This window comes from Scleromatobacter humisilvae (assembly GCF_023231945.1).
Taxonomy (GTDB): domain Bacteria; phylum Pseudomonadota; class Gammaproteobacteria; order Burkholderiales; family Burkholderiaceae_C; genus Scleromatobacter; species Scleromatobacter humisilvae.
The window spans coordinates 406,580-427,810 of the sequence record NZ_JAJLJH010000001.1 but is presented as its reverse complement, the minus strand read 5'-3'; the positions used below and the strand labels follow the sequence as shown (position 1 = coordinate 427,810).

The window sequence follows — 21,231 nt, the reverse complement described above, 5'->3', positions numbered from 1 at the left end:
AGGTCTCAGAGCTTGGCGTCCTCGGTTCGCACGCGCTCCCACGCGTCGAACGCCGCCAGCCGCGCGCGCGTCCACTCCATGCTCGACGAACCGCGCGCCTCGTCCCAGCCGCGCTCGAGCTCGCTCTCGACGTCGTCGAAGCTGCGGCCGACGTTGCGGTTGTAGTGCGCCACGCCGTACGCGTAGGCCGGGCCCCAGTCGTCGTACGAATCGCGCGGCGTCGCATACGCGCGGGACGCGTAGTTGGCGCGCCAGTAGGCGTCCTCGGCGGTCGGATCGATGGCCTCGGCCACGCCCTTGCCGGCCAGGCCGCCGGCGACGGCGCCGACCAGCGCGCCGACCGCCATGCCCAGCGGGCCGGCAACGGTGCCGACGGCCGCGCCGAAGGCCATGCCGCCGGCGGCGGCGCCCACGCCCACGCCGATCGGGTGCATGCCCACCTCGCCGGACAGCGGGTCGCGGTTGGCGCCGGTGTCGGCCTCGCGCGGCGGCGCCGGAACGGGGTCGAGCGGAATGATCTTGGTCATGACGAACTCCTGCGCGGCCGGAGGGGCCGCATCGGGCGAGACGCGGCAACCCGTGTTCCCGTCGCGCGAGTCCGTCAGCTCAGGAACGTCTGCAGGCGCGCCGCGACGGCGGCAGGCTGGTCGTGGTGCAGCATGTGGCCGCAGTCCTCCAGCAGCAGGCGCTCGACGTGCGGCACCTGCGCGAGGCGCGCCTCGAAGTCGGCGCGCGGATAGCGGTCGCCCCAGAACTTCGTCACGTCGGTGTTCGCGCCCTCGACCCACAGCACCGGGGCGGCGATGCGGCGCCAGCCGGCGAGGATCTCCTCCACGCGATAGAGCACCGGGTTGACGAGCTTGTGGGCCGGATCGCCGAGGATGTGCCAGCGGCCATCGGCGCGCCGTTCCGACCAGTGCGGCGCGAGCCACGCCGCCTTGTCGGCGGACAGGCGCGCGTTGTTCTTGCGCAGCCGCGCGGCGACATCGTCGACCGAGTCGTACGAGCGCAGCGATGCGTGCTCCTTCAGCTCGTCCAGCCATTTCGCCAGGCGCGCGGGCGCCTGCTCGGCGCGGGTCTCGGGCAGTCCGAAGCCTTCGAGGTTGACCAGCCGCCGGATGCGCGTCGGCCGGATGCCGGCATAGCTCATCACGACGTTGCCGCCCATGCTGTGGCCGGCCAGGTCGACGGCCGCGCCGGGCGCGAGCCGGTCCAGCACGGTCTCGAGGTCGCCGAGGTAGTCGTGGAACCAGAACGTGTCGGCGCCGCCGGTGCTGCTGCCGCCGAAGCCGCGCCAGTCGAGCGCGACGATGCGGCGCACCGGGCCCTCCAGGCGGGCGAGTTCGTCGACGATGAACTGGAACGAGGCCCCCACGTCCATCCAGCCGTGCGTGAGCACCAGCAGCGGGCGCTCCGGCGTGACGAGCGAGGCGTCGCCCCATTCGCGCAGCTGGTACTGCACGTTGCGCACGGGGACGAGGCGCGTGCGGCCGGGGCGCTGTTCGACGTAGGGCGGGAAGGTCATCGGCGGACTGTAGAGGAGATCGCTGCAGCGCGCTGACCCGCGCGCGACAATGGCCGCATGACCACGACGACCCATCCCCGCGCCACCGTCCGCTTCGCCACGCGCGAGGACGTTCCCGTCATCGTCTCGCTGATCCGCGAGGCCGCCGACCACGAGGGCCATGCGCACCTGGCCACCGCCACGCCGGAACGCCTGGCCCAGGAGCTGTTCGACGACAGGTCCGCCTGCGAATGCCTGATCGGCGAGCACGACGGCCGGCCGGTCGCCTTCGCGATCTTCTTCCACAACTTCTCGACCTTCCTGTGCCGCAAGGGCCTGTATCTCGAGGACCTGTTCGTGCTGCCCGCGGCGCGCGGCACCGGCATGGGGCGGCGGCTGCTGCAGCGGCTCGCGCGCCTGGCCGTCGAACGCGAATGCGGCCGCTTCGAGTGGGGCGTGCTGGAATGGAACGTCGATGCGCAGGCGTTCTACCGGCGCATGGGCGCGACGATCCTGCCGGACTGGCGCGTCTGCCGCGTCGCCGGCGACGAGCTGCAGGCGCTGGGCGCGGGCGAGGCGAACCCCAACGTGCGCGCGGCCACGCGCGCGGACGCCGCCGTGATCGTCGAGCTGATCCGCGAGCTGGCGGTCTACGAGAAGCTGGAGCACCTGGCCACCGCGACGCCCGCGCGCCTCGAGGCCGAGCTGTTCGGCGACAGGCCGACCTGCGAATGCCTGATCGGCGAACGCGACGGCGAGCCGATCGGCTTCGCGCTCTACTTCCACAACTTCTCGACCTACCTGTGCCGCAAGGGCCTGTACCTGGAAGACCTGTTCGTGCGGCCGACCGCGCGCGGCACCGGCATGGGCAAGCTGCTGCTGCAGCGCCTGGCGCAGGTTGCGGTGGCGCGCGATTGCGGCCGCTTCGAATGGTCGGTGCTGGACTGGAACGTCGACGCGCAGGCCTTCTACCGGCGCATGGGCGCGACGATGCTGCCCGACCTGCGCATCTGCCGCGTGACGGGCGAGGCCCTGCAAGCGCTGGGAGCCGCGAGCGATTAAGCTTCGCCGATGAGCAAACCAGACCACCACGCGACCCTGCACGCCGATTTCCGCTGGTCGGTTCCCGAGAAGTTCAACATCGCCGAGATGTGCCTGCATCGCTGGGCGCGCGACACGCCCGCGGCCGTGGCGATCCTGCAGGACGGCGGCAACGAACCCGCCGTGCCGTTCACCTATGCCTCCCTGCAGCGCGACGCACACCGGCTGTCGAACGCGCTCGGCTCGCTGGGCGTGACGCGCGGCGACCGCGTCGCGATCGTCATGCCGCAGCGCCCGCAGACCGCCGTCGCGCTGATGGCCGTGTTCCAGATGGGCGCGATCGCGGTGCCGCTGTCGGTGCTGTTCGGCGCCGAGGCCTTGCAGTCGCGGCTGGTGGACAGCGGCGCGAAGGTCGCGATCGTCGACGAGGCCTCGGCCGACGCGATCGAGGCCTTGCGCGAGGCGTGCCCCGCGCTGCTCAAGGTGATGGGCGCCGGCGCCGCCGACAGCGCGGGCGACATCTCGTGGAGCGGCTCGCTGGCCGCGGCGCGCGACGAGTTCGAGCCCACCGACACCCGCGCCGACGACCCCGCGCTGCTGATCTACACGAGCGGCACGACGGGCGCCGCCAAGGGCGCGGTGATCCCGCATCGCGCGCTGATCGGCAACCTCAGCGGCTTCGTCGCGAGCCAGAACTGGTTCGACGGCGACGGGCCGTTCTGGAGCCCCGCCGACTGGGCCTGGACCGGCGGCCTGTGGGACGCGCTGCTGCCCACGCTGTACTTCGGCCGCACCATCGTCGCGTCGCGCGCACGCTTCGACGCCGACCTCGCGTTGAAGCTGATGGAGCGCCACCGGGTCACGCACACGTTCCTCTTCCCGACCGCGCTGAAGGCCATGATGCGCGTCGCGCCGGAGCCGCGGACGAGCCATCCGAAGCTCGCGCTGAGATGCATCATGAGCGCCGGCGAGGCCGTGGGCGAGGGCGTGTTCGCGTACTGCCGCGACAAGCTGGGCATCGTGGTCAACGAGATGTTCGGCCAGACCGAGATGAACTACGTCGTCGGCAACTGCGGCCAGTTCCGCTCGACGTCCGGCAGGCGCGTGCCCGGCTGGCCGCCGCGCGCGGGCAGCATGGGCCGGCCGTATCCGGGCCATCGCATCGCCGTGATCGACGACGACGGCAACGAGTGCCCGCGCGGCACGGCCGGCGACATCGCCGTGCATGCGCGCGACGTGCACGGCGATCGCGATCCGATCTTCTTCCTCGGCTACTGGAACAACGAGCGCGCGACGCACGCGAAGTTCGCCGGCGCGCCGTTCGAGTCGTGGTGCCGCACCGGCGACCGCGCGGTGATGGACGACGACGGCTACCTCTGGTACCAGGGCCGCAGCGACGACCAGTTCAAGACCTCGGGCTACCGCGTCGGGCCCACCGAGATCGAGGACTGCCTCGCCCGCCATCCGGCGGTCGCGCAAGTGGCGGTCGTGCCCAAGCCCGATGCCGAGCGCGGGGCCGTCGTCAAGGCCTTCGTCATCGCGGCCGTCGGCGTCGTGCCCGATGCGGCGCTCGTCGATGAACTGCAGCAGCTCGTGCGCAGCCGGCTCGCACCGTACGAGACGCCCAAGGACATCGAGTTCGTCGACGCGCTGCCGATGACGGCGACCGGCAAGCTGCAGCGCAACGTGCTGCGGCAGCTCGAGATCGATCGGGCGGCCGGCAAGATCAACGCTTGATCTTCGCGAGCACGTCGTCGACCGCGGCGACGACGGCCTGGGGATGCGTCTCCTGGATCACGTGGCCGGCGCCGGCGACGACGCGCACCTCGCCGTTCGCCGACGAGTGCGCCACGTCCGCCAGCAGCGCCCGGTTGGCGGCCTCGATGGCCTTGCCCGTGTCGCTCAGCGGCTTGCCCGGAAACAGGTACGGACTGACGCCGCGCGCCAGCACGATGACGGGCAGGTCGCCGAAAGGCCTGCGCGCGGCGCGCAGTTGGTCGCGGTCGGCCGCCAGCGCAATGCGCTCGGCCTGGCGCACGCGCCACCAGGCGGGCGCGAGTCGCCGCTCCAGATCGATCTCGCCGACGGCCGCCGGCAGCGAAGGGTCGGCGCCGCCGACGCAGTCGCCGTAGGCCTCGGACTTCGCGTCCCAGCCCTTGGCGGCCTGCGCCGCGCAGCCGTTGCCGAATTCGAAGGTCCGACCCTCGGCCTCCGACAGCTTGCCGTGCGTGATCGCGTCGGCGCGCACGTTCTCGTCCTCGTGCATCGGCTCGACCAGCACGAGGCCGGCGACCTCGTCCGGATGCGTCCACGCGAACAGCTGCGCCACGGCGCCGCCGAACGAGTTGCCCACCAGCACGTACGGCGGCGAGACGCCCGCGGCCTGCAGCAGCGCGTGCAGGTCGCCGACGGCGCCTTCCGCATCGGCCGCGCGCGGCGACGCATCGCTGAAGCCGTAGCCGGCGCGGTCGTACACGCAGGCCCGCGTCTTCGCCGCGACCTTGGGCTGCACGGCCCACCAGTCCCACGCGGCGCCGCCGGAGGGCGATTCGAAGACCACGGTCGGCGAGCCGGTGCCGCTGCAGAACAGGTTGAGCCGGCGGCCGCCGATGTCGACGATCCGGTGCGGCGCGGCGAACTCGGCACCGGGCGCGTCGGCGAGCGCGAGCGAGCATGACAGCGCCAGCGCGAGCAGGAGAAACGTCTTCATGTCGTCGCCTTGCTGGTCAGAGCTTGTGGGCACACTTGCCCATCGCCTCGGCGGCGAGGATGACGGGCAGGGCCAGCAGTCCCATGCCGCCGGCGTCCTTCATGCAGTCGGCCTTGTGCGCGGCCTCGACGTCCTTGGCGAGACGCTCGCTCGACGTCTGCCCAGTGCTCGTGATGGCGTTGCCCAGGCTCGCGAGCGTCTGCCCATGCGCGGCATCGCGGATGGCCTGGCGCGTGGCGGCGCCGTCGAGAAACCGGAGATCGGGCTGCGGCGCCGATGCCGGCGGCGCGACGGCGGTGGCCGTCGGCTCGGCCGGCGCGGGCAGCGCGATGGCGGGGGGCTCGGTCTCGCGCGGACGCGCCCGGGGCGCGCGTGACGCGCGCGCGGGCGGCTGGAGGCGCGCGGGCACGGGCAGGGGCAGCGCGTGCAGCGGCGGCGGCACCTCATGCAGGACGACGGTGAGCAAGGTCGTCGCGCGATCGACGGCGCGCGGCATCTCGACGCGATCGATCGCGAGCCTCAGCGCCGCCAGCACCAGTGCGTGCAGCGCGATCGCCGCGGCGATGCGCGAGGCGCTCCAGCGACGGCGCCGCGTCGTCGCCCAGTCACGCATCGCCCGGCTCCGCGCCGTCTGGCCGGTATTCGAGGATGTCGCCGGGCTGGCATTGCAGCACCTCGCAGATGGCGGCGAGCGTGTCGAAGCGCACGCCGCGCACCTTGCCCGACTTCAGCAGCGAGATGTTCTGCTCGGTGATGCCCACGCGTTCCGCGAGCTCGCGCGAGCGCATCTTGCGCCGCGCCAGCATCACGTCGAGGTTGACGACGATGGTCATCAGACGAAGCCTTCGTTGTCCTCGGCGATGCGCGCGGCCTCCGCCATCACGCTCGAGATCGCCAGCAGCACCACGCCCATCAGCAGCATCAGGTAGTCGTTCGAGGACAGGTCGAGCGTGAGCTCGCGCTTGCCCGGCCCGTTCTGCAAGGTGGCCAGCACCGACAGCACCGCGCGGTAGACCGGCGCCAGCAAGGCCGCCGCCAGCAGCCAGCGCGCGAAGCTGCGCAGGCTGGCGAGCGCGCGGGCGCCGAAGATGCGTGCCTGCAGGTATTCGCCGAACAGCTGCCACAGCCGCAGCAGCGCCATCAGGATCACGACGAGCGACGGCAGATCCCACAGCATGACCATCACGCGCGTCGTCGGGGTGAGCGGCCCGATGATGCCGGCGTGGGTCTGGCTCGCGATGATGCGGGCGGCGTAGTCGGGGGACAGCCACATGGCCAGCGCATTGAGCACGAACAGCGCGCCGCCGGCGAGCACGAGCGCCCGGGCGATGCGCGCGATGCGGCGGAAGCGCGCCTGCGGCGACAGCCTGGGCGGTGCGAGGACGGGATCGGTCATGGGGTCGTTGGCGGTGTCGTTGTTGGCTGTCGATCAGCAAGAATTTATTGTAAAACGATAAAACACGACGGCGCAACCACCAGGCTTCGCCGCGACGCCATCGTCCGCGCATTTGCCCGCGATGCGCTACACCGCATCCGAACGAGCGGCAATCCCTTCGACCGGCGATTGCTGCGCCCGTGGCGTTCTGCCTTCGGCAAGCTGAACCCGGCTCGCGCGACAATCGCCGCCATGGCCCGCAGGAACCACGTCAGCGAGACCCCCGCCACGCAATGGCTGCGCGCGCAGGGCGTCGACTTCACCGAGCATGTCTACGACTACGTCGACCACGGCGGCACGGCGGAATCGTCGGCCCGGCTGGGCGTGCCCGAGCACGAGGTCGTCAAGACGCTGGTGATGCAGGACGAGGCGGCGCGCCCGCTGGTCGTGCTGATGCACGGCGACCGCACGGTGTCGACGAAGAACCTGGCGCGCGCCATCGGCGCGAAATCGGTCGAACCGTGCAAACCCGATGTTGCGCAACGCCACAGCGGCTACCTGGTGGGTGGCACCTCGCCGTTCGGGTTCCGCAAGGAGGTGCCCGTCTACGTCCAGGAGACCGTCCTTGCGCTGCCCCGCATCCTGATCAACGGCGGGCGCCGTGGCTACCTCGTCGGGATACCGCCGTCCGTGCTGACAGAAAAGCTGCGCGCCAAGCCGGTGCAGTGCGCCAACTGAGGGTGCGCGGCGACCGCATCCGGTGCGGATCCGCCGGCTTGCCCAGGCTTGTCTAGTCAATTCGCGCTGCGAAAAACAGACAGCAGGGTTTTCGCGAACAAAGTTCAGTGTCGCGGTGAACACAATCGGGCCAACGCGCGCCCGGCTGTCATGATTTGTTAACAAACGAACATGGCTGACCGGGTGCGTGGAAAAGAAAGTACACCACTCCACGAGGAAGGACCTCACATGTTCAGCCGAACCAGGATCTGCACCGCATTGCTCGCCGCCATGGCGGCCAACGCGTGGGCCCAGAACGCTCCCACCGACACCTCCACGCAGCGCGTCGAGATCACCGGCTCCGCGATTCGCCGCGTCGAATCCGAAGGCGCACTGCCCGTCACCGTCATCTCGCGCGACGCCATCGACAAGACCGGCGCGCTGTCGATCACCGAGCTGATCCAGAAGCTGCCGGCGATGACCGGCGGCAACTTCCAGCAATCCTCGAGCTCGGTCAACGGCAACGGCAACGGCACCACCACCGCGGCCATCCACGGCCTGGACCAGAAGTACACGCTCGTGCTGCTCAACGGCCGGCGCGTCGCGCCCTTCGGCGGCTTCGGCTCGTCCGGCGGCGACGGTTCCGTCAACCTCGAGAGCCTGCCGCTCGACGCGATCGAGCGCGTCGAAGTGCTGACCGACGGCGCCTCGGCGCTGTACGGCTCCGACGCCATCGCCGGCGTGGTGAACTTCATCACCAAGAAGAACCAGACCGACGCCGAGGTGTCCTTCAACGGCACCCGCCCGACGAAGGCCGGCGGCAGCAAGTGGAGCGCGGGCATCAGCAAGGGCTTCGGCGACTTCGACAAGGACCGCAACAACCTGCTGCTGTCCTACAGCCACGACGTGCAGAACAAGCTGATGGCCAGCCAGCGCGAAGTGTCTCGCCGCGGCGGCCTGATTCCGGTGACGATCGACGGGCAGTCCGCGGAGCTCTACCAGCCGTCCAGCAATTCGCTGCCGGCCAACATCTATCTCGACAGCGGCACGAAGCTCAATCCGTACCTCGCCGCGAACGGCAACTGCGGCCCGAATCCCGTCGTGTTCGCCTCCGGCACCCGATGCTTCACCAACTACGCGGCGACGGTGCAGGACATCCCGGGCTCCAAGCGCGACAGCGTCTTCATCACCGATCATTTCAAGGTCAACGAGAACACCACGCTGTTCGCCGAGGCGCTGTGGTCCAAGTTCGACATGACGGCCGGATTCGCACCGTCGGCCCAGCCCATGGGCCTGGGCACGGAAGACCTGCCGGGGCAGCCGCTCAACAACCTGTGGCAGAAGTACGTCGTTCCCTACCAGACCGCTTCCGGCGACACCAGCACGGGCGCCTCGTTGCACTACCGCTCGTTCGATGGCGGTGACCGCACGGACGAATGGGAGACGATCTCCCATCACTACGTGCTGGGCGCCGAAGGCACCGCGATGAACTGGGACTACACGGCCAGCGTCACGCTGTCGTCGAACCAGGATCAGGACAAGCTGGTCAACGGCTACCTCGACTTCACCAAGTTCGTGAACCTGATCTCGAGCGGCGCCTACGATCCCATCGTGCCGATCGCGGGACAGAGCCTCGCTTCGGCGGAACTGCACGGCACCTTCCTGAAGACCAAGATCTCGCAGGACGTGTTCAGCCTGCACGCCTCGCGCGACCTGTTCACGCTGCCGGGCGGCACCTCGTCGCTGGCCCTGGGTGTCGACGTCACGCGCCAGAAGCTGACCCAGGACACGAGCGCCATGGCGGAGTTCGGCAACGGCACCGCGGGCGAGGCCAGCGCGACCGATTACGCCGTCGGCGGCTTCTATGGCTACGTTCCGATGTCGGCCAGCCGCCGCAACTACGGCGCGTTCGCCGAACTGCTGATGCCGATCGCGAAGAAGACGGAGCTCACGGGTTCCGTCCGCTTCGACCGCTACGACCGCGTCAAGAACGACGAGCCCTTCACGCAGGTCCCCAACAACCTGACGCCGCTGCCCTCGCAGGAGGAAGGCAACAGCTTCAGCCACCCGACCTTCAAGCTCAGCTTCCGCTCGCAGCCGGTGGACATGCTGCTGCTGCGCGGCTCCTTCGGCACCGGCTTCAAGGCGCCGTCGGTCAACCAGATCGCCGCGCCGCTGGCCTTCAGCACCAACACGTCGGGCTCCTATGCCTGCCCGTTCCCGGGCACCCCGGTCTGCGTGGCCAACGGCACGGATCCCGAGCAATGGGACCTGATCTCGTCAGGCAATCCGGCCAGCGGCAGCGGCGGCCTGAAGGCGGAGACCTCGCACCAGTGGACCCTGGGCGGCCGCCTCGAGCCGGCCAAGGGCCTGTCGTTCGGCCTCGACTACTGGGGCGTGAAGCTGAAGAACCAGATCCTGGCGGGCATCCCCGAGGGCTACGCCTTCGCGAACGCCGCGTCGCTGGGCAGCCTGTTCGTGAACCCCTACCGGGATCCGTCCGGCCCGCAGACGATCGGCCTCATCCAGAAGCCGTTCAACGCCGGCAGCGCCGACTACCGCGGCCTCGACTGGGAATTCAACGTGAGCGAGGTCACCCCGATCGGCAGGCTCTCGGCCGACCTGAGCGGCACGCACATGCTCAAGGCCGACTACAACCTGCCTGGCGGCAGGCAGACCGACCTCGGGCGCTTCGGCGGCGACAACAACGTCGTCTTCCGCGACATCTTCCGCCTGACGCTGGGGATGCAGACCGGCGACTTCACGAACACGTTGAGCGTGAACTACAAGTCCGGCTACAAGGACCAGGCGTTCACCGCGGATTCGGGCAATGTGCTGGCAGTCGGTCCGGACGGCTCGCTGGGCGACGGCGTGGCCTACAACGGCCGCGTGTCGGCATACACGACCGCCGACTGGCAGACGCGTTGGGAAGTGACCAAGCAACTTCGCCTCACGTTCGGCATCAACAACATCTTCGATGCGAAGCCGCCGCTCTCGCTCAAGATCGTCGGTGGCAACCAGGTCGGGTATGACGGCCGTTACGCCGACCCGACGGGATGCGCCGTTGCGGTGGGCGCCACCTACCGCTTCTGATCGTCCAGGCCTGAGCCTGCAATGACGACGCCCCGGCCGCGCGAGCGACCGGGGCGTTTTTCATGCGCGCGCGCTCCCGCGCGTGACGCGTCCGGGCGCAGGGCTCAGGTGCCCAGCGCCTTCAGCAGTTTCGCGCCGTCCGGCGAGCCCCAGCCGGTGCACGGATCCCAGCCCGCCTTGGCGCTGTAGCTACCGTTGTTGCCGCTGGTGATGTCGTGCGTCGTGCCCTTGCCCACCAGCGAGCCGTACAGGATCGGGTTGAGCAGGCCGACCGGGTGGCCCAGCTTCTGGTTCAACAGCGCGACGAGTCCGGCCCACAGCGGGGCGACGGCGCTGGTTCCGCCGAAGACCAGGTTCTCGCCGTCGACGCGCACGTTGTAGCCGGTGGCCGGATCGGCGTCGCCGGCGACGTCGGGCACGCCGCGGCCGGCCTTGCCGCCCGCGCCGGCGCTGACCGGCACGCCGGCCTTGGCCTGGTACGACGGCAGCGCGAAGAAGCCGCTGACGCCGCCGCCGGTGGCGCTGGTGGTGGCGCCTTCGTTCCACACGACTTCCGACGAGATCTTCGTCGCGCTGCTGGCCAGCAGCTTGGTGCCGCCGCAGGCCAGCACGTTGGGACTGGAGGCCGGGAAGTCGACGTGCACCTTGCCGTCGGCCACGCCGTCCGACGAGCCGTTGTCGCCCGCGGCCACGCAGATCGTCACGCCCATCGCCGCGGCGGCCTGGAACGCCTGGTCGTACTGCGTCATCGCCTGCGTCGTCCAGTTCGCCTCGGCCGAGCCCCAGCTGATCGAGATCACCGAAGGCTTGTTGACGTTGTCGTGGACGGCCGTGGTGATGGCGTCGAGGAAGCCGGCCGTGGTGTTGGGCGTGAAGTAGACGACGATGTTCGCCTTGGGCGCGAGCGCGCCGGCCACCTCGATGTCCAGCATCACCTCGCCGTCGGCGCTGTTGGCGTTGGTCGGATGGTTCTTCGCGTGGTCGACCAGCACGGCCTTGACCTTCGGGTTGGCGATGCCCAGGCCCGCGAAATAGGTGCTGAGGTCGGCCGGCTTGTAGCCGCCGCCCAGCTCGATGATGCCGATGCACTGGCCGCTGCCGTCGGCGTCGGTGGGGAAGTCGTACAGCTTGGCGAGCGCCGGCGGCGTGAACGACTTGGCCGCGACCGAGCGCATGCCCAGCACCGGCTCGTAGCGCTGGAAGTGCGGATCGGCGGCGGGGCGGTCGTCGAGTCCGAAGACGCCTTCGACCACGCCCGCGAGATCGCCCGGCACGCTGATCGTGCCGGTGCGGCCGCGGTAGCTGCCCGAGGCGTGCTCGTACTGCTGCAACTGCACCCCGAACGCGTCGTTCATGGCCTGCGTGGTGCCGGACAGCACGACGCTGCGGCGCGCCGCATCGGACTCCACCACCACGAGGTTCTGCGCCTTGGCGAACGCGGCGATGCTGGCCAGGTCGTGCGCATCGGCGCCGTGCGCGGCGGCGAACTGCTCGCGCGTGAGGTACTTGCGCTGGCCGGGATGGGTGTCGTCGGCGGCGCCGTTGGTGGCCATCGCGTGCGCCACCGGCGTCTTCGCGCGCAGGCGCAGCGTCACTTCGATGCGCTCGTCGGCGCGTGCGGGCCCGATCGCCTGGGCGCCTTCCAGCGCGTGGCGTTCGCTACCCGGGATGGTATGTCTGCTGGCCATGATGCTTCCTTTGCGACGTTGGCCCGCCGAAGCGGCGTCCGAGGATCGTCTGCCTGTCGCCGGCCGGCGTCCACCCCCAACGAAGTAAAAATGGTTGTCGGAACGCGGGGGAACGACCCCGGGCTCGCGATTTGCCGAGGTCGGTGGATCCGCCGCAAAAAGCCGGGCCTGCGCCCTTGATCCCTGCTCGGGCAGGCCCCATGTAGGCGGCGAGACAGCGCCGACTCCGAGAGAGCATGATGTCGGTGGCTCTCCCGTCTGAAAGGACATGACGATGAAACGCAAGATGATGTTGGCGGCCGCATGTGCCGCCGCCCTGTGGTCGGTCGCCGCGATGGCGTTGCCGTCGGTCAACGACGTGCAGTCCGCCATCAAGACCGGCGACTATCCGAAGGCCGAATCGATGATGCAGGAGGTCGTCGCCGACAAGCCGCAGAGCGCGAAGGCGCATTACCTCTACGCCGAGATCCTGGCGCACGACGCCAAGTTCGGCGATGCCGCCGCGCAGGCCCGCAAGGCGCGCGAGCTCGATCCGGCCTTGTCGTTCACCAACGATCCGGCCAAGTTCCGCAGCTTCGAGCAGGAACTGCAGCGCGCGCAGGCCGCCCCGGCGGCCGGCACGCAAGTGGTGCCGCAGGCGGCGCCGACGCGCGTGAACATGGCGCCGGCCGTCCCGCCGCAGGCGTCGTCCGGCGGCATTCCCGGCTGGGTCTGGGTCGGCGGCCTGGCGCTCGTCGCGTTCCTGATCTTCCGCGCGGTGTCGCGCCGCGCCATCGCCAACAACATGGCCGGTGGCGGCTACGCGCCCCAGGGCGGCTACGGCGGCATGCAGCCTGGCATGCCGCAGCCGGGTTACGGCCCGGGCTACGGCCCTGGCTACGGCGGCGCGTCGCCCGGCAGCGGCCTGCTGCGCACCGGCCTGGCCGCGGGCGCGGGCGTGGCCGGCGGCATGCTGCTCGAGAAGATGCTCGAAGGCCGCCACGACGAGAACTATGGCAACAACGGCGGCTACCAGGGCGGCAGCGGCTACCTCGACAACGGCGCGAGCCAGGCGCAGAGCGATCTCGAGAACCGCCCGATCGACTTCGGCACCGGCGGCAACGACTGGGGCGGCGACCCCGGTGGTGGCGGCTCGGACTTCTCGGGCGGCGGCGGGGGCGGCAGCGACGACGGCGGCGGCTGGTAAGCCACGCGCGAACGGCAACGGGGCCCGCGGGCCCCGTTTTTCATCGCCGCATCACCAGCCCTCGCTGCCCGGCTCGCCCTTGAACGGCCCGACCAGCTCCGGCGTGATCCAGCCGCCGTAGAAGCCGCCCGGCTGCGGCGCGACGCGCGCGCCGCCCACGCGGCATTCCAGTTCGTGGCAATAGAAGGCGACCGCGTCGCGCAGCATCTCCGAGCCGGGCAGCGGCTGCGGATAGCTCCAGGCGACCTTGGCCAGACGGCGCGAGCCGTCCACCAGCGACCAGTAGCGCGCCGGCCCCTTCCACTCGCACAGCGACGTGCCTTCGGCGAGTTCCAGCAGGCCCGGCGCGACGTCGGCCAGCGGGATGTAGAAGCTGGGCGGATGCGCCGTCTCGAGCGCGCGGATCGCACGCGTGCTGCGCGCGACCTCGAGGTCCCCCCAGCGGACGACGACCTCGCGCGGGTCGATCTCCAGCCGGGGCGGGCGCGGATAGTCCCACACCGATTCCTGCCCGGCTTTCGGGGCGACGGCGAAGGCGGGGCGGGCCTGGCCACGCCAGTGCCAATGGCTGCGGGCGCCGTCCAGGGCGTCGTCGTCGAATGTCGGAAGGGAACTCATCCGCGCAGCGTACAACGGAGACGTCTCCGGCGTGTTGCGTGGGGGTGTGCTGCATTGCAGCAGAGATCGGACCGTGTCGTCGATCACCACCATGCGTACGCCGACGCGTCGCCCAGCCAGGATCTCCCCTGCACGGAGGCGCACCTCCGGCGGCGTGCCGGATGTGCGGAATTGACCCTGTCGGCGGGAATCGCGACTCAAGTTCGCCGCAAAGGCACAAAATCGCTCAACAGTCGATGCCGGCGTGTCGATGCAGCATCACGGGTCCGCCCGACCGCCGGTTCGTGCGCCGGCATCCACACAGTTCGCCTCTCCGCCCAGGGACATGACGCCAGAGCACCCGCTCGCCGCACTTGCACGCCGTCTTTCCGATCGTTTCATGCGATCGGAGATGCTGGCCGTGTACAGCGCCGGCGATCGCGATTCCGCGCAGATCCGGGCGGCGCACCTGCATTCGGTGGTGCGGCTGACGCCGTTCACGATGACGGCCAACATCGGCAACGGCGCGCTGGTGGTCTGGGCCTACCGCGACGACGTGCCCATGGGCATGCTCGTGTGGCTCGCGCTGCTCTACGCGCTGTGCGTCTTCGCGCTGCTGGGCTGGTGGCGCGGGCGCCATCGGGTGCACGCGATGGCCTCGCCCGCGGCGATCCGCCACGCCAACGTGCATGCGAACCTGCTCGCGCTCGTGTGGGCGGCCTTGCCGATCCTGTGGTTCGCGCACGCGGCGCCGCAGCAGCAACTGCTCGTCGTGGCGATGGTCACCGGCATGCTCGCGGCCGGCGCCTTCGTGCTCAGCCCGTTGCCGGTGGCGGCGGTCTGGTTCGTCGTGATCTTCGCGTCGTCGGGCGTGATCGCCTGCGTGCTGACCGGCGACCGCATCTTCGCCGCCGTGGCGGTGCTGCAGACGATCTACGCGCTGGTCGTCATCGCGGGCACGCTCGCGACCTCGCGCAAGGCCACCGCGCTGCTGCAGTCGCAGGCCGAGGCCAAGCGCCAGGAACGCATGATGGCGGTGCTGCTGCACGACTTCGAGCAGAACGCCGCCGAGGCGCTGTGGGAGACCGGCCTGGACGGCTGCGTCGCGCACCATTCGCCGCGCCTGGCCACGCTGCTCGGGCTGGACGAGGCGCTGCTGCGCGAACGGCCCTTCGTCGAACTGCTGGCGCAGGCCGGCGCCGACGTCGCGCGGCTTCGCGCCGCGATGGACGCCGAGCGGCCGTTCAAGGAACTGCGCCTGTCCGCCGCGTCGTCGCACCACGGCCCGCGCCATTGGTCCATCAACGGCAAGCGGCTGGTCGACGACGACGGCCGCACCGCGGGCTGGCGCGGCGTGGTCGCCGACGTCACCGAGCAGGTGATGGCCCAGGAGCGCCTGCAGCACCTCGCGCACACCGATTCGCTGACCGGCCTGGCCAACCGTTTCACGCTGCACGGCGCGCTGCGCGCGGCCATCGTGCAGGAGCGGCTGGTCGCGCTGCTCGTGCTGGACCTCGATCACTTCAAGCTGGTCAACGACACGCTGGGCCACGCCGCCGGCGACCAGTTGCTGCAGACGGTCGCGGCGCGCCTGCTCGCCTGCCGGCGCGCGCCCGACCTCGTCGCGCGCCTGGGCGGCGACGAGTTCGCGTTGCTGGTGCTGGAAGACGCGGGCGTCGATGTCGACGTCGACGCGCTGTCGCAACGGCTCATCGACGTGCTCGAGGAGCCGGTCGAGCTCGGCGGCCGTTCGCTGCGTGCCTCGGCCAGCATCGGCGTCGCGCGCCGGGCCGAGGGCGACATCAGCGCCGACGACCTGCTGGTGCACGCGGACATCGCGCTCTACGCCGCCAAGAAGGCCGGGCGCGCGCGCTACGCGGCCTATTCGTCGGACCTCGGCGACCGCAACCGCCGCAGCGTGATGATCGAGCAGGAGCTGCGCCAGGCGATCCAGCGCGGCCAGCTCGAGCTGCACTGGCAGCCCAAGGTGGACATCGAGTCCTCGCGCGTGGTGGGCGTCGAGGTGCTGCTGCGCTGGGAGCATCCGCAGCTGGGCCACGTCGCGCCGATCGAGTTCATCCCGATCGCGGAGAAGTCCGGCGTGATCCGCGAGATCGGCGCCTGGGTGCTGCGCGAGGCCTGCCGCGTGGCGGTGGCGTCGATGCCGGGGCTCGGGATCTCGGTCAACGTGTCGCCGACGCAACTGCACGACGACGCCTTCATCGCCTGCGTGCGCGAGGCGCTGGCGGCGAGCCGGCTCGACCCGTTCCGCCTCGAGCTCGAGATCACCGAGTCGGTGTTCATCGACGACGTCGACGGCGCGCTGCAGCGCCTGCACGCGCTGCGCGCACTGGGCGTGCGCGTGGCGCTCGACGACTTCGGCACCGGCTACTCGTCGCTCGCCTACCTGCGCCGCTTCCCGTTCGACACGCTCAAGATCGACCGCGCGTTCGTCAACGAGCTGATGAACTCGATCGACACCCGCGCCATCGTGCAGATGATCTCGCAGCTCGCGGTGACGCTCAACATGCGCACCGTGGCCGAAGGCGTCGAGTCGGCAGCGCAGCTGGCGGCGGTCTCGTCGGTGGGCTGCGACGAGGTCCAGGGCTGGCTCGTCTCGCCGGCCTGTCCGCTCGACGAGTTCCTCGTGTTCTGGAAGGGCTGGTTGCAGCGGCCGCTCGCGCTGGTCGAACAGGTGAGGGCGCTCGGGACGGCCTGACCCACTACACTTGCCGACTTCGAATTCACGGTGGGCGGCGGTGGTGGCGAGTTCCTCGATGGTGGTGGTGGGCGTGGCGGTGCTGGCGTACCTGCTCGGGTCGCTGAGCTTCGCCGTGATCGTCTCGAAGGCGATGCGCCTGGACGATCCGCGTTCGTACGGCTCGGGCAACCCGGGCGCCACCAACGTGCTGCGCAGCGGCAACAAGGTCGCCGCGATCCTGACGCTGCTGCTGGACGCGCTCAAGGGCGTCGTCGCGGTGCTGCTGGCGCGCGCGCTGGCGCCGCGCTTCGGCTTCGCCGAGACCACCATCGCGCTGGCCGGCGTGGCCGCGTTCCTGGGCCATCTGTACCCGGTGTTCTTCCGCTTCCAGGGTGGCAAGGGCGTGGCCACCGCGGCGGGCGTGCTGCTGGCGCTGAACGGCTGGGTCGGCCTCGCGAGCCTGGGCACCTGGCTCGTCGTCGCGTTCGCGACGCGCTACTCGTCGCTCGCCGCGCTGGTCACGGCCGTGCTCGCGCCCCTCTACACATGGTTGCTGATCGGCGACCCGCAAGTCGTCGCACTGGTGGCCGTCATGAGCGTGCTGCTGGTCTGGCGGCACCGCTCCAACATCGCCAAGCTGCGCGCCGGCACCGAGTCGAAGCTGGGCAGCAAGGCCAAGTAACCCAATTTTTCGAGAGAACTCATGAGCGACATCCAACGATTCGACGTCGGCCCCCGCATGTCCGACATGGCCGTGCACAACGGCGTGGCCTACCTGGCCGGCCAGGTCGCCTCCGACGCCAGCCTCGACGCGCGAGGCCAGACGGCCGACGTGCTCGCCCAGGTCGACGCGCTGCTGGCACGCGCGGGCTCGGACAAGTCGCGCATCCTGATGGCGCAGATCTTCCTGGCCGACATCGCCGACTTCGCCGCGATGAACGCAGCCTGGGACGCCTGGGTCGCCGGCGGCCACGCGCCGCCGCGCGCGACGGTCGAGGCGAAGCTCGCCAAGCCGGAGTGGAAGGTCGAGATCGTCGTGAAGGCTGCCGTCTAGGCGGTTGTCTCGAGCCCGAGCAGCGCCGGATCGCCGCGCCCCTCGCGCACCAGCACCGGCTCGTCGCCGCTCAGGTCGACCACGGTCGTCGGCTCCATCGGGCATGCGCCCGCGCAGACGATGGCCTGGATGCTCTTCTCGAAGCGCTTGCGGATCTCCTCGGTGTCGTTCATCGGCTGCGTCTCGCCGGGCGGGATCAGCGTCGTCGCGAGCAGCGGCTGGCCGAGCTCCTCGAGCAGTGCCTGCAGCACCTTGTGATCGGGCACGCGCAGGCCGATCGTGCGGCGCGACGGATGCGACACGCGGCGCGGCACTTCCTTGGTGGCGTCGAGGATGAACGTGAACGGCCCCGGCGTCGCTGCCTTGAGCATGCGGTACTGGCGGTTGTCGACGCGCGCGTAGTTGGCGAGTTCCGACAGGTCGCGGCACAGCAGCGTGAGGTGGTGCTTGTCGTCGACGCCGCGCACGCGGCGCAGTTTCTCGACGGCGTCCTTGTCGTCGAGGTGGCACACGAACGCGTAGCTCGAGTCGGTGGGCACCGCCGCGAGCCCGCCGTCGTGCAGGATCTGCGCCGCCTGGCGCAGCAGGCGGATCTGCGGGTTGTCGGGATGGACTTCGAAGAACTGGGCCATGGCGCCATTGTCTCAGCGACGCCGCGTCCGCGCCGTGACAACGCCTATTCGGGCAACACGTCCACCGCGGCCGCAGGCGTCGACGCGCCGGGCCGGCGCATGTTGAGCGCCGCCGAGCTCGCGCCGCAGGCCGCGATCACGGCCATGCCGATCCAGGCCCAGTGGTCGGGCACGTGGTCGAAGGCGACCCACGCGATCAAGGCCGCGAAGCCGATCTGCACGTAGACGAAGGGCATCAGCGTGGCGGTGCGCGCCTTGCCGAGCGCCAGGATGAGGAACAGGTGGCCGGTGGTGCCCAGCAGGCCGCAGAAGGCCATCAGCGGCCACGCGCTGGCGGGCAGGTGCCGCACCAGCGCGAGGCTGGCGCCGATGCCCTGCGTCGAGGCCGCGACCGCCAGCACCGGCCACAGCACCACCGAGCCGACGAAGCCGGTCCAGAAGTGCGTCGTGTACGGGCTCTCGGCACCGGCGAGCCGGCTCGTCAGCACCTGGAAGCTCGCGTACGCGACCGCGCCCAGCAGCGGCAGCGCGACCACCCAGCCGAAGGTGCCCGAGCCCGGCCGGATGACGACCAGCGCGCCGGCGAAGCCGCCGAACACCAGCGCCCAGCGCAGTCGCGACACCGACTCGCGCAACACGGTCGCCGCGAGCACGGTGACCAGCAGCGGCGTCAGCATGTTGATGGCCGTGTACTCGGGCACCGGCATGAAGCGCACCGCGAAGAACGAGCAGAAGCTGGTGGCCAGCAGCAGGATGCCGCGCAGCCACTGGAACTTCGGGTGCGCCGACGCGAAGCCCGCGCGCCCGCGCGGCGCGAGCGCGACGGCCATCACCACGGCCTGCACCGTGTAGCGCAGCGTCATGATCAGCAGCACCGGCACGCCCCAGCGGCCGTCCGGCTGGCTCAGTCCGCGCGCGGTCGAATCCAGCGAGGCGAAGCAGGCCGCCGCGAGCAGGATCAGCAGCACGCCCTGCAGCGGGTGCGCGTGGACCGCGCCGCGCGGGCTCACGACAGCACGGGTTGCGCGCGCAGCTCGGCGGCCGTCCAGCGCGACCACACCGGCGTCAGGCGCGGCGACAGCTGCAGCTGCCCGGGCAGAAGGCCGAGGTCCAGCCTGCTTTCGCCGGGGTCGTGGAAGTCGCTGCCGCGCGAGGCGAGCAGGCCGAACTCGAGCGCCGTCTCGGTGTACTTGACGATGTCGCCGGCGTGATGGCTGCCCGTCACGACCTCGACACCCTCGCCGCCGTGCGCCTGGAACTCGGTGAACAGCGCGTACTCCTCGGTCGGCGTGAACTTGTAGCGACCCGGGTGCGCGATCACCGCGACGCCGCCAGCCCCGCGGATCCAGCGCACGGCGTCGCCCAGCTTCGCCCAGCGATGCTCGACGTAGCCCGGCTTGCCCTCGGTCAGGTAGCGGCGGAAGACGGCGTGCATGTCGGGCGCGACGCCGCTGGCGATGAGGAAGCGGCCGAAGTGCGTGCGCGACACGAGGTTCGGATTCGGCGCCAGCTTGATCGCGCCTTCGTACGCGCCCTTGATGCCGATCTTGGCGAGGCCGTCGCCCATCTGCTTGGCGCGCAGCTCGCGGCCTGCGCGCACCTCGTCGATGCCCGCGACCAGCTCGTCGTTGCCGGGATCGATGCCGAGGCCCACGATGTGCACCGTGGTGCCGGCGAAGGTGACCGAGATCTCGATGCCGTCGACGAACCGCAGCCCGGCGGCCTCGGCCGCGGCACGCGCGGCGGGCAGGCCGCCGAGTTCGTCATGGTCGGTCAGCGCCCACAGCTCGACGCCGTTGGCCTTGGCACGCGCAGCGAGCGCGGCTGCGCCGAGCGTTCCGTCGGAGGCGGTCGAATGGCTGTGGAGGTCGGCGTTGAGGTCGTGCACTGCCTCGATTTTAGCGGTGGCGTCGTGCCCGTGCCGCGGCAAGTGGGAAGCGATGGCCGGCCATTTCGGCAGCGGGCGCGGACTGCCCTACCATTGCCACGATGCACGGACTCCACCTGATCGCCGACCTGCAGGACTGCCGCGGCGACACCCCTCTCGACGACGCCGACGCGCTGCGCGCGCTGTGCCTGGACGCGATCGCGCGCGCGGGCCTGCGCGCGGTCGGCAGCCTGTTCCATCCGTTCGTCGGCGACGACGGCCAGCCGCAGGGCGTCACCGGTGTCGTGCTGCTGGTGGAATCGCACCTCGCGGTGCACACCTGGCCGGAGCTGCGCGGCGTCACGGCGGATGTCTACGTGTGCAACCTGGGCGCGGACAACTCGGCGCGCGCCGAGGCCGTGATGGATCGGCTGGTGGCGGCCTTCGCGCCGTCGGAGCCGAAGATCCAGCGCGTGCTGCGCGGCTGATCAGCGGCCGAGGATCTCGGCGAAGAACGCGGCCTTGGCGTCCGCGTAGGCCGCGGCGCCCAGCGGGCCGGCCTCGATCTTGATCGCGTTGCAGCGTGACAGCAGCGTCGGATCGGCACGCAGCGCGTCGCGCAGGCGCATCAGCGACTCGTGCGCCGAGCCCGACTCGATCAGCCGCAGCGTCAGCGGCACGTCGCCGTGGCCGGCGGCGAACGCGGCGTGGCGATGCTCGCCGTCGTCCTGCGAGCGTTGGAGGTAGCCGGCCTCGCACAGCACGCCCAGCGCTTCGTCGAACGTGTCGCGCGGCGCGGCCACGCAGATGTCGACGCCGCCGCGCGAGTACGCGCCCGGAACGGCCGACGCGCCGACATGCTCGATGCGCGCGTCCGGCAGGATCGCGGACAGCAGCAGCTCGGCATCCTCGTAGGCCGCGACGGCAACTTCCTGGTAGTGGCGTGGGGCGAGCACCGTGACGGCGTCGCGGGCGTCGGCTTCAGGGCGCGTGCCCTGCACGTCGGGGAAGGCCAGGCTCATGGTCGGTGTTTCGGCGCTCGCGCGCGGGGGTCGGGATGCGGCAT

The 21,231-nt window shown here is 70.7% G+C and carries 21 protein-coding genes and 1 pseudogene; 10 read left to right on the top strand and 12 right to left on the bottom strand.

The genetic code is table 11. The features are described from left to right. Positions 1-5: 5 nt before the first annotated feature. On the bottom strand, positions 6-527 hold the full coding sequence (locus tag LPC04_RS01985) for a hypothetical protein (RefSeq protein WP_275680501.1): 522 nt from the start codon (positions 525-527) through the stop codon (positions 6-8). Between the two features lie 74 nt (positions 528-601). Beyond that, entirely contained in the window at positions 602-1,525 is a 924-nt protein-coding gene (locus LPC04_RS01980) for an alpha/beta fold hydrolase (RefSeq protein ID WP_275680500.1), read from the bottom strand. Between the two features lie 57 nt (positions 1,526-1,582). Here LPC04_RS01980 and LPC04_RS01975 point away from each other — a divergent pair. From LPC04_RS01975 to LPC04_RS01965, 3 genes and pseudogenes are all read left to right on the top strand, one after another. Next, positions 1,583-1,996: pseudogene (locus LPC04_RS01975) on the top strand (N-acetyltransferase family protein); the annotation flags it as partial. A gap of 60 nt (positions 1,997-2,056) precedes the next feature. Beyond that, positions 2,057-2,566 (top strand): GNAT family N-acetyltransferase, encoded by a 510-nt coding sequence (locus LPC04_RS01970; RefSeq protein WP_420854705.1) that lies wholly within the window; start codon positions 2,057-2,059, stop codon positions 2,564-2,566. Between the two features lie 9 nt (positions 2,567-2,575). Then, positions 2,576-4,282 carry an acetate--CoA ligase gene (locus LPC04_RS01965; RefSeq protein ID WP_275680499.1) on the top strand — a complete coding sequence of 569 codons (1,707 nt, stop codon included), beginning with the start codon at positions 2,576-2,578 and terminating at the stop codon, positions 4,280-4,282. On the opposite strand, the gene LPC04_RS01960 is transcribed toward LPC04_RS01965, so the two are convergent. Genes LPC04_RS01960 through LPC04_RS01945 form a run of 4 tightly spaced genes read right to left on the bottom strand, consistent with a single transcriptional unit; the run spans position 4,272 to position 6,651 of the window. Beyond that, positions 4,272-5,255, bottom strand: a complete 984-nt coding sequence (locus LPC04_RS01960) for an alpha/beta fold hydrolase (RefSeq protein WP_275680498.1) — start codon at positions 5,253-5,255, stop codon at positions 4,272-4,274. The two genes, LPC04_RS01965 and LPC04_RS01960, sit on opposite strands and share 11 nt — an antisense overlap. Before the next feature lie 16 nt (positions 5,256-5,271). Beyond that, positions 5,272-5,868 (bottom strand): hypothetical protein, encoded by a 597-nt coding sequence (locus LPC04_RS01955; RefSeq protein WP_275680497.1) that lies wholly within the window; start codon positions 5,866-5,868, stop codon positions 5,272-5,274. Further along, positions 5,861-6,088: a helix-turn-helix domain-containing protein gene (locus tag LPC04_RS01950; RefSeq protein WP_275680496.1), complete on the bottom strand. Its 228-nt coding sequence runs from the start codon at positions 6,086-6,088 to the stop codon at positions 5,861-5,863. Before LPC04_RS01950 ends, LPC04_RS01955 begins: the two co-directional genes overlap by 8 nt. After that, positions 6,088-6,651, bottom strand: a complete 564-nt coding sequence (locus LPC04_RS01945) for a DUF2975 domain-containing protein (RefSeq protein WP_275680495.1) — start codon at positions 6,649-6,651, stop codon at positions 6,088-6,090. The genes LPC04_RS01950 and LPC04_RS01945 overlap by 1 nt, the downstream gene beginning before the upstream one ends. A gap of 231 nt (positions 6,652-6,882) precedes the next feature. On the opposite strand from LPC04_RS01945, the gene LPC04_RS01940 reads away from it, so the two are divergent. Beyond that, positions 6,883-7,368, top strand: a complete 486-nt coding sequence (locus tag LPC04_RS01940) for an aminoacyl-tRNA deacylase (RefSeq protein WP_275680494.1) — start codon at positions 6,883-6,885, stop codon at positions 7,366-7,368. Positions 7,369-7,596: 228 nt separating this feature from the next. Next, on the top strand, positions 7,597-10,440 hold the full coding sequence (locus LPC04_RS01935) for a TonB-dependent receptor domain-containing protein (RefSeq protein ID WP_275680493.1): 2,844 nt from the start codon (positions 7,597-7,599) through the stop codon (positions 10,438-10,440). Positions 10,441-10,544: 104 nt separating this feature from the next. On the opposite strand, the gene LPC04_RS01930 is transcribed toward LPC04_RS01935, so the two are convergent. After that, the gene (locus tag LPC04_RS01930; RefSeq protein WP_275680492.1) at positions 10,545-12,128 is read right to left on the bottom strand and encodes a S53 family peptidase; all 1,584 of its coding nucleotides are present in this window, start codon (positions 12,126-12,128) and stop codon (positions 10,545-10,547) included. A 274-nt stretch (positions 12,129-12,402) separates the two neighbouring features. Here LPC04_RS01930 and LPC04_RS01925 point away from each other — a divergent pair, with 274 nt between their 5' ends. Continuing rightward, positions 12,403-13,314: a tetratricopeptide repeat protein gene (locus LPC04_RS01925; protein ID WP_275680491.1), complete on the top strand. Its 912-nt coding sequence runs from the start codon at positions 12,403-12,405 to the stop codon at positions 13,312-13,314. A 51-nt stretch (positions 13,315-13,365) separates the two neighbouring features. Here LPC04_RS01925 and LPC04_RS01920 read toward each other — a convergent pair whose 3' ends face one another. Next, complete coding sequence (locus tag LPC04_RS01920; RefSeq protein ID WP_275680490.1) at positions 13,366-13,932, bottom strand: DUF427 domain-containing protein; 567 nt, start codon at positions 13,930-13,932, stop codon at positions 13,366-13,368. 379 nt (positions 13,933-14,311) lie between these two features. Here LPC04_RS01920 and LPC04_RS01915 point away from each other — a divergent pair, with 379 nt between their 5' ends. The 3 genes from LPC04_RS01915 to LPC04_RS01905 are packed head-to-tail and all read left to right on the top strand — an operon-like array spanning position 14,312 to position 17,666. Next, positions 14,312-16,630, top strand: coding sequence for a putative bifunctional diguanylate cyclase/phosphodiesterase (locus LPC04_RS01915; RefSeq protein ID WP_275680489.1), 2,319 nt, complete (start codon positions 14,312-14,314; stop codon positions 16,628-16,630). A gap of 58 nt (positions 16,631-16,688) precedes the next feature. Continuing rightward, entirely contained in the window at positions 16,689-17,294 is a 606-nt protein-coding gene (gene plsY, locus LPC04_RS01910; protein ID WP_275681905.1) for a glycerol-3-phosphate 1-O-acyltransferase PlsY, read from the top strand. Positions 17,295-17,315: 21 nt separating this feature from the next. Then, complete coding sequence (locus tag LPC04_RS01905) at positions 17,316-17,666, top strand: RidA family protein (protein ID WP_275680488.1); 351 nt, start codon at positions 17,316-17,318, stop codon at positions 17,664-17,666. Here LPC04_RS01905 and LPC04_RS01900 read toward each other — a convergent pair. The 3 genes from LPC04_RS01900 to LPC04_RS01890 are packed head-to-tail and all read right to left on the bottom strand — an operon-like array spanning position 17,663 to position 20,186. Then, positions 17,663-18,298 carry an L-threonylcarbamoyladenylate synthase gene (locus tag LPC04_RS01900; protein ID WP_275680487.1) on the bottom strand — a complete coding sequence of 212 codons (636 nt, stop codon included), beginning with the start codon at positions 18,296-18,298 and terminating at the stop codon, positions 17,663-17,665. The two genes, LPC04_RS01905 and LPC04_RS01900, sit on opposite strands and share 4 nt — an antisense overlap. A 44-nt stretch (positions 18,299-18,342) precedes the next feature. Continuing rightward, a complete protein-coding gene (locus LPC04_RS01895; RefSeq protein ID WP_275680486.1) occupies positions 18,343-19,308 on the bottom strand; it encodes a DMT family transporter in 966 nt (321 codons plus the stop codon). Further along, complete coding sequence (locus tag LPC04_RS01890) at positions 19,305-20,186, bottom strand: 3',5'-nucleoside bisphosphate phosphatase (protein ID WP_420854694.1); 882 nt, start codon at positions 20,184-20,186, stop codon at positions 19,305-19,307. Before LPC04_RS01890 ends, LPC04_RS01895 begins: the two co-directional genes overlap by 4 nt. A gap of 101 nt (positions 20,187-20,287) precedes the next feature. On the opposite strand from LPC04_RS01890, the gene speD reads away from it, so the two are divergent. Beyond that, entirely contained in the window at positions 20,288-20,653 is a 366-nt protein-coding gene (gene speD, locus LPC04_RS01885; protein ID WP_275680485.1) for an adenosylmethionine decarboxylase, read from the top strand. On the opposite strand, the gene LPC04_RS01880 is transcribed toward speD, so the two are convergent. After that, positions 20,654-21,187: a GrpB family protein gene (locus tag LPC04_RS01880; protein ID WP_275680484.1), complete on the bottom strand. Its 534-nt coding sequence runs from the start codon at positions 21,185-21,187 to the stop codon at positions 20,654-20,656. Between the last annotated feature and the right edge of the window lie 44 nt (positions 21,188-21,231).

Excerpts from the sequence above, each read along its gene's own strand:
- LPC04_RS01965 (WP_275680499.1), top strand. The coding sequence starts at position 2,576 with ATGAGCAAACCAGACCACCACGCGACCCTGCACGCCGATTTCCGCTGG.
- LPC04_RS01945 (WP_275680495.1), bottom strand. The coding sequence starts at position 6,651 with ATGACCGATCCCGTCCTCGCACCGCCCAGGCTGTCGCCGCAGGCGCGC.
- LPC04_RS01940 (WP_275680494.1), top strand. The coding sequence starts at position 6,883 with ATGGCCCGCAGGAACCACGTCAGCGAGACCCCCGCCACGCAATGGCTG.
- LPC04_RS01920 (WP_275680490.1), bottom strand. The coding sequence starts at position 13,932 with ATGAGTTCCCTTCCGACATTCGACGACGACGCCCTGGACGGCGCCCGC.
- LPC04_RS01915 (WP_275680489.1), top strand. The coding sequence starts at position 14,312 with ATGCGATCGGAGATGCTGGCCGTGTACAGCGCCGGCGATCGCGATTCC.
- LPC04_RS01985 (WP_275680501.1), bottom strand. The coding sequence starts at position 527 with ATGACCAAGATCATTCCGCTCGACCCCGTTCCGGCGCCGCCGCGCGAG.
- LPC04_RS01930 (WP_275680492.1), bottom strand. The coding sequence starts at position 12,128 with ATGGCCAGCAGACATACCATCCCGGGTAGCGAACGCCACGCGCTGGAA.
- LPC04_RS01905 (WP_275680488.1), top strand. The coding sequence starts at position 17,316 with ATGAGCGACATCCAACGATTCGACGTCGGCCCCCGCATGTCCGACATG.
- LPC04_RS01980 (WP_275680500.1), bottom strand. The coding sequence starts at position 1,525 with ATGACCTTCCCGCCCTACGTCGAACAGCGCCCCGGCCGCACGCGCCTC.
- LPC04_RS01880 (WP_275680484.1), bottom strand. The coding sequence starts at position 21,187 with ATGAGCCTGGCCTTCCCCGACGTGCAGGGCACGCGCCCTGAAGCCGAC.
- LPC04_RS01900 (WP_275680487.1), bottom strand. The coding sequence starts at position 18,298 with ATGGCCCAGTTCTTCGAAGTCCATCCCGACAACCCGCAGATCCGCCTG.
- LPC04_RS01960 (WP_275680498.1), bottom strand. The coding sequence starts at position 5,255 with ATGAAGACGTTTCTCCTGCTCGCGCTGGCGCTGTCATGCTCGCTCGCG.
- speD (WP_275680485.1), top strand. The coding sequence starts at position 20,288 with ATGCACGGACTCCACCTGATCGCCGACCTGCAGGACTGCCGCGGCGAC.
- plsY (WP_275681905.1), top strand. The coding sequence starts at position 16,689 with ATGGTGGTGGTGGGCGTGGCGGTGCTGGCGTACCTGCTCGGGTCGCTG.
- LPC04_RS01935 (WP_275680493.1), top strand. The coding sequence starts at position 7,597 with ATGTTCAGCCGAACCAGGATCTGCACCGCATTGCTCGCCGCCATGGCG.
- LPC04_RS01950 (WP_275680496.1), bottom strand. The coding sequence starts at position 6,088 with ATGACCATCGTCGTCAACCTCGACGTGATGCTGGCGCGGCGCAAGATG.
- LPC04_RS01955 (WP_275680497.1), bottom strand. The coding sequence starts at position 5,868 with ATGCGTGACTGGGCGACGACGCGGCGCCGTCGCTGGAGCGCCTCGCGC.
- LPC04_RS01925 (WP_275680491.1), top strand. The coding sequence starts at position 12,403 with ATGAAACGCAAGATGATGTTGGCGGCCGCATGTGCCGCCGCCCTGTGG.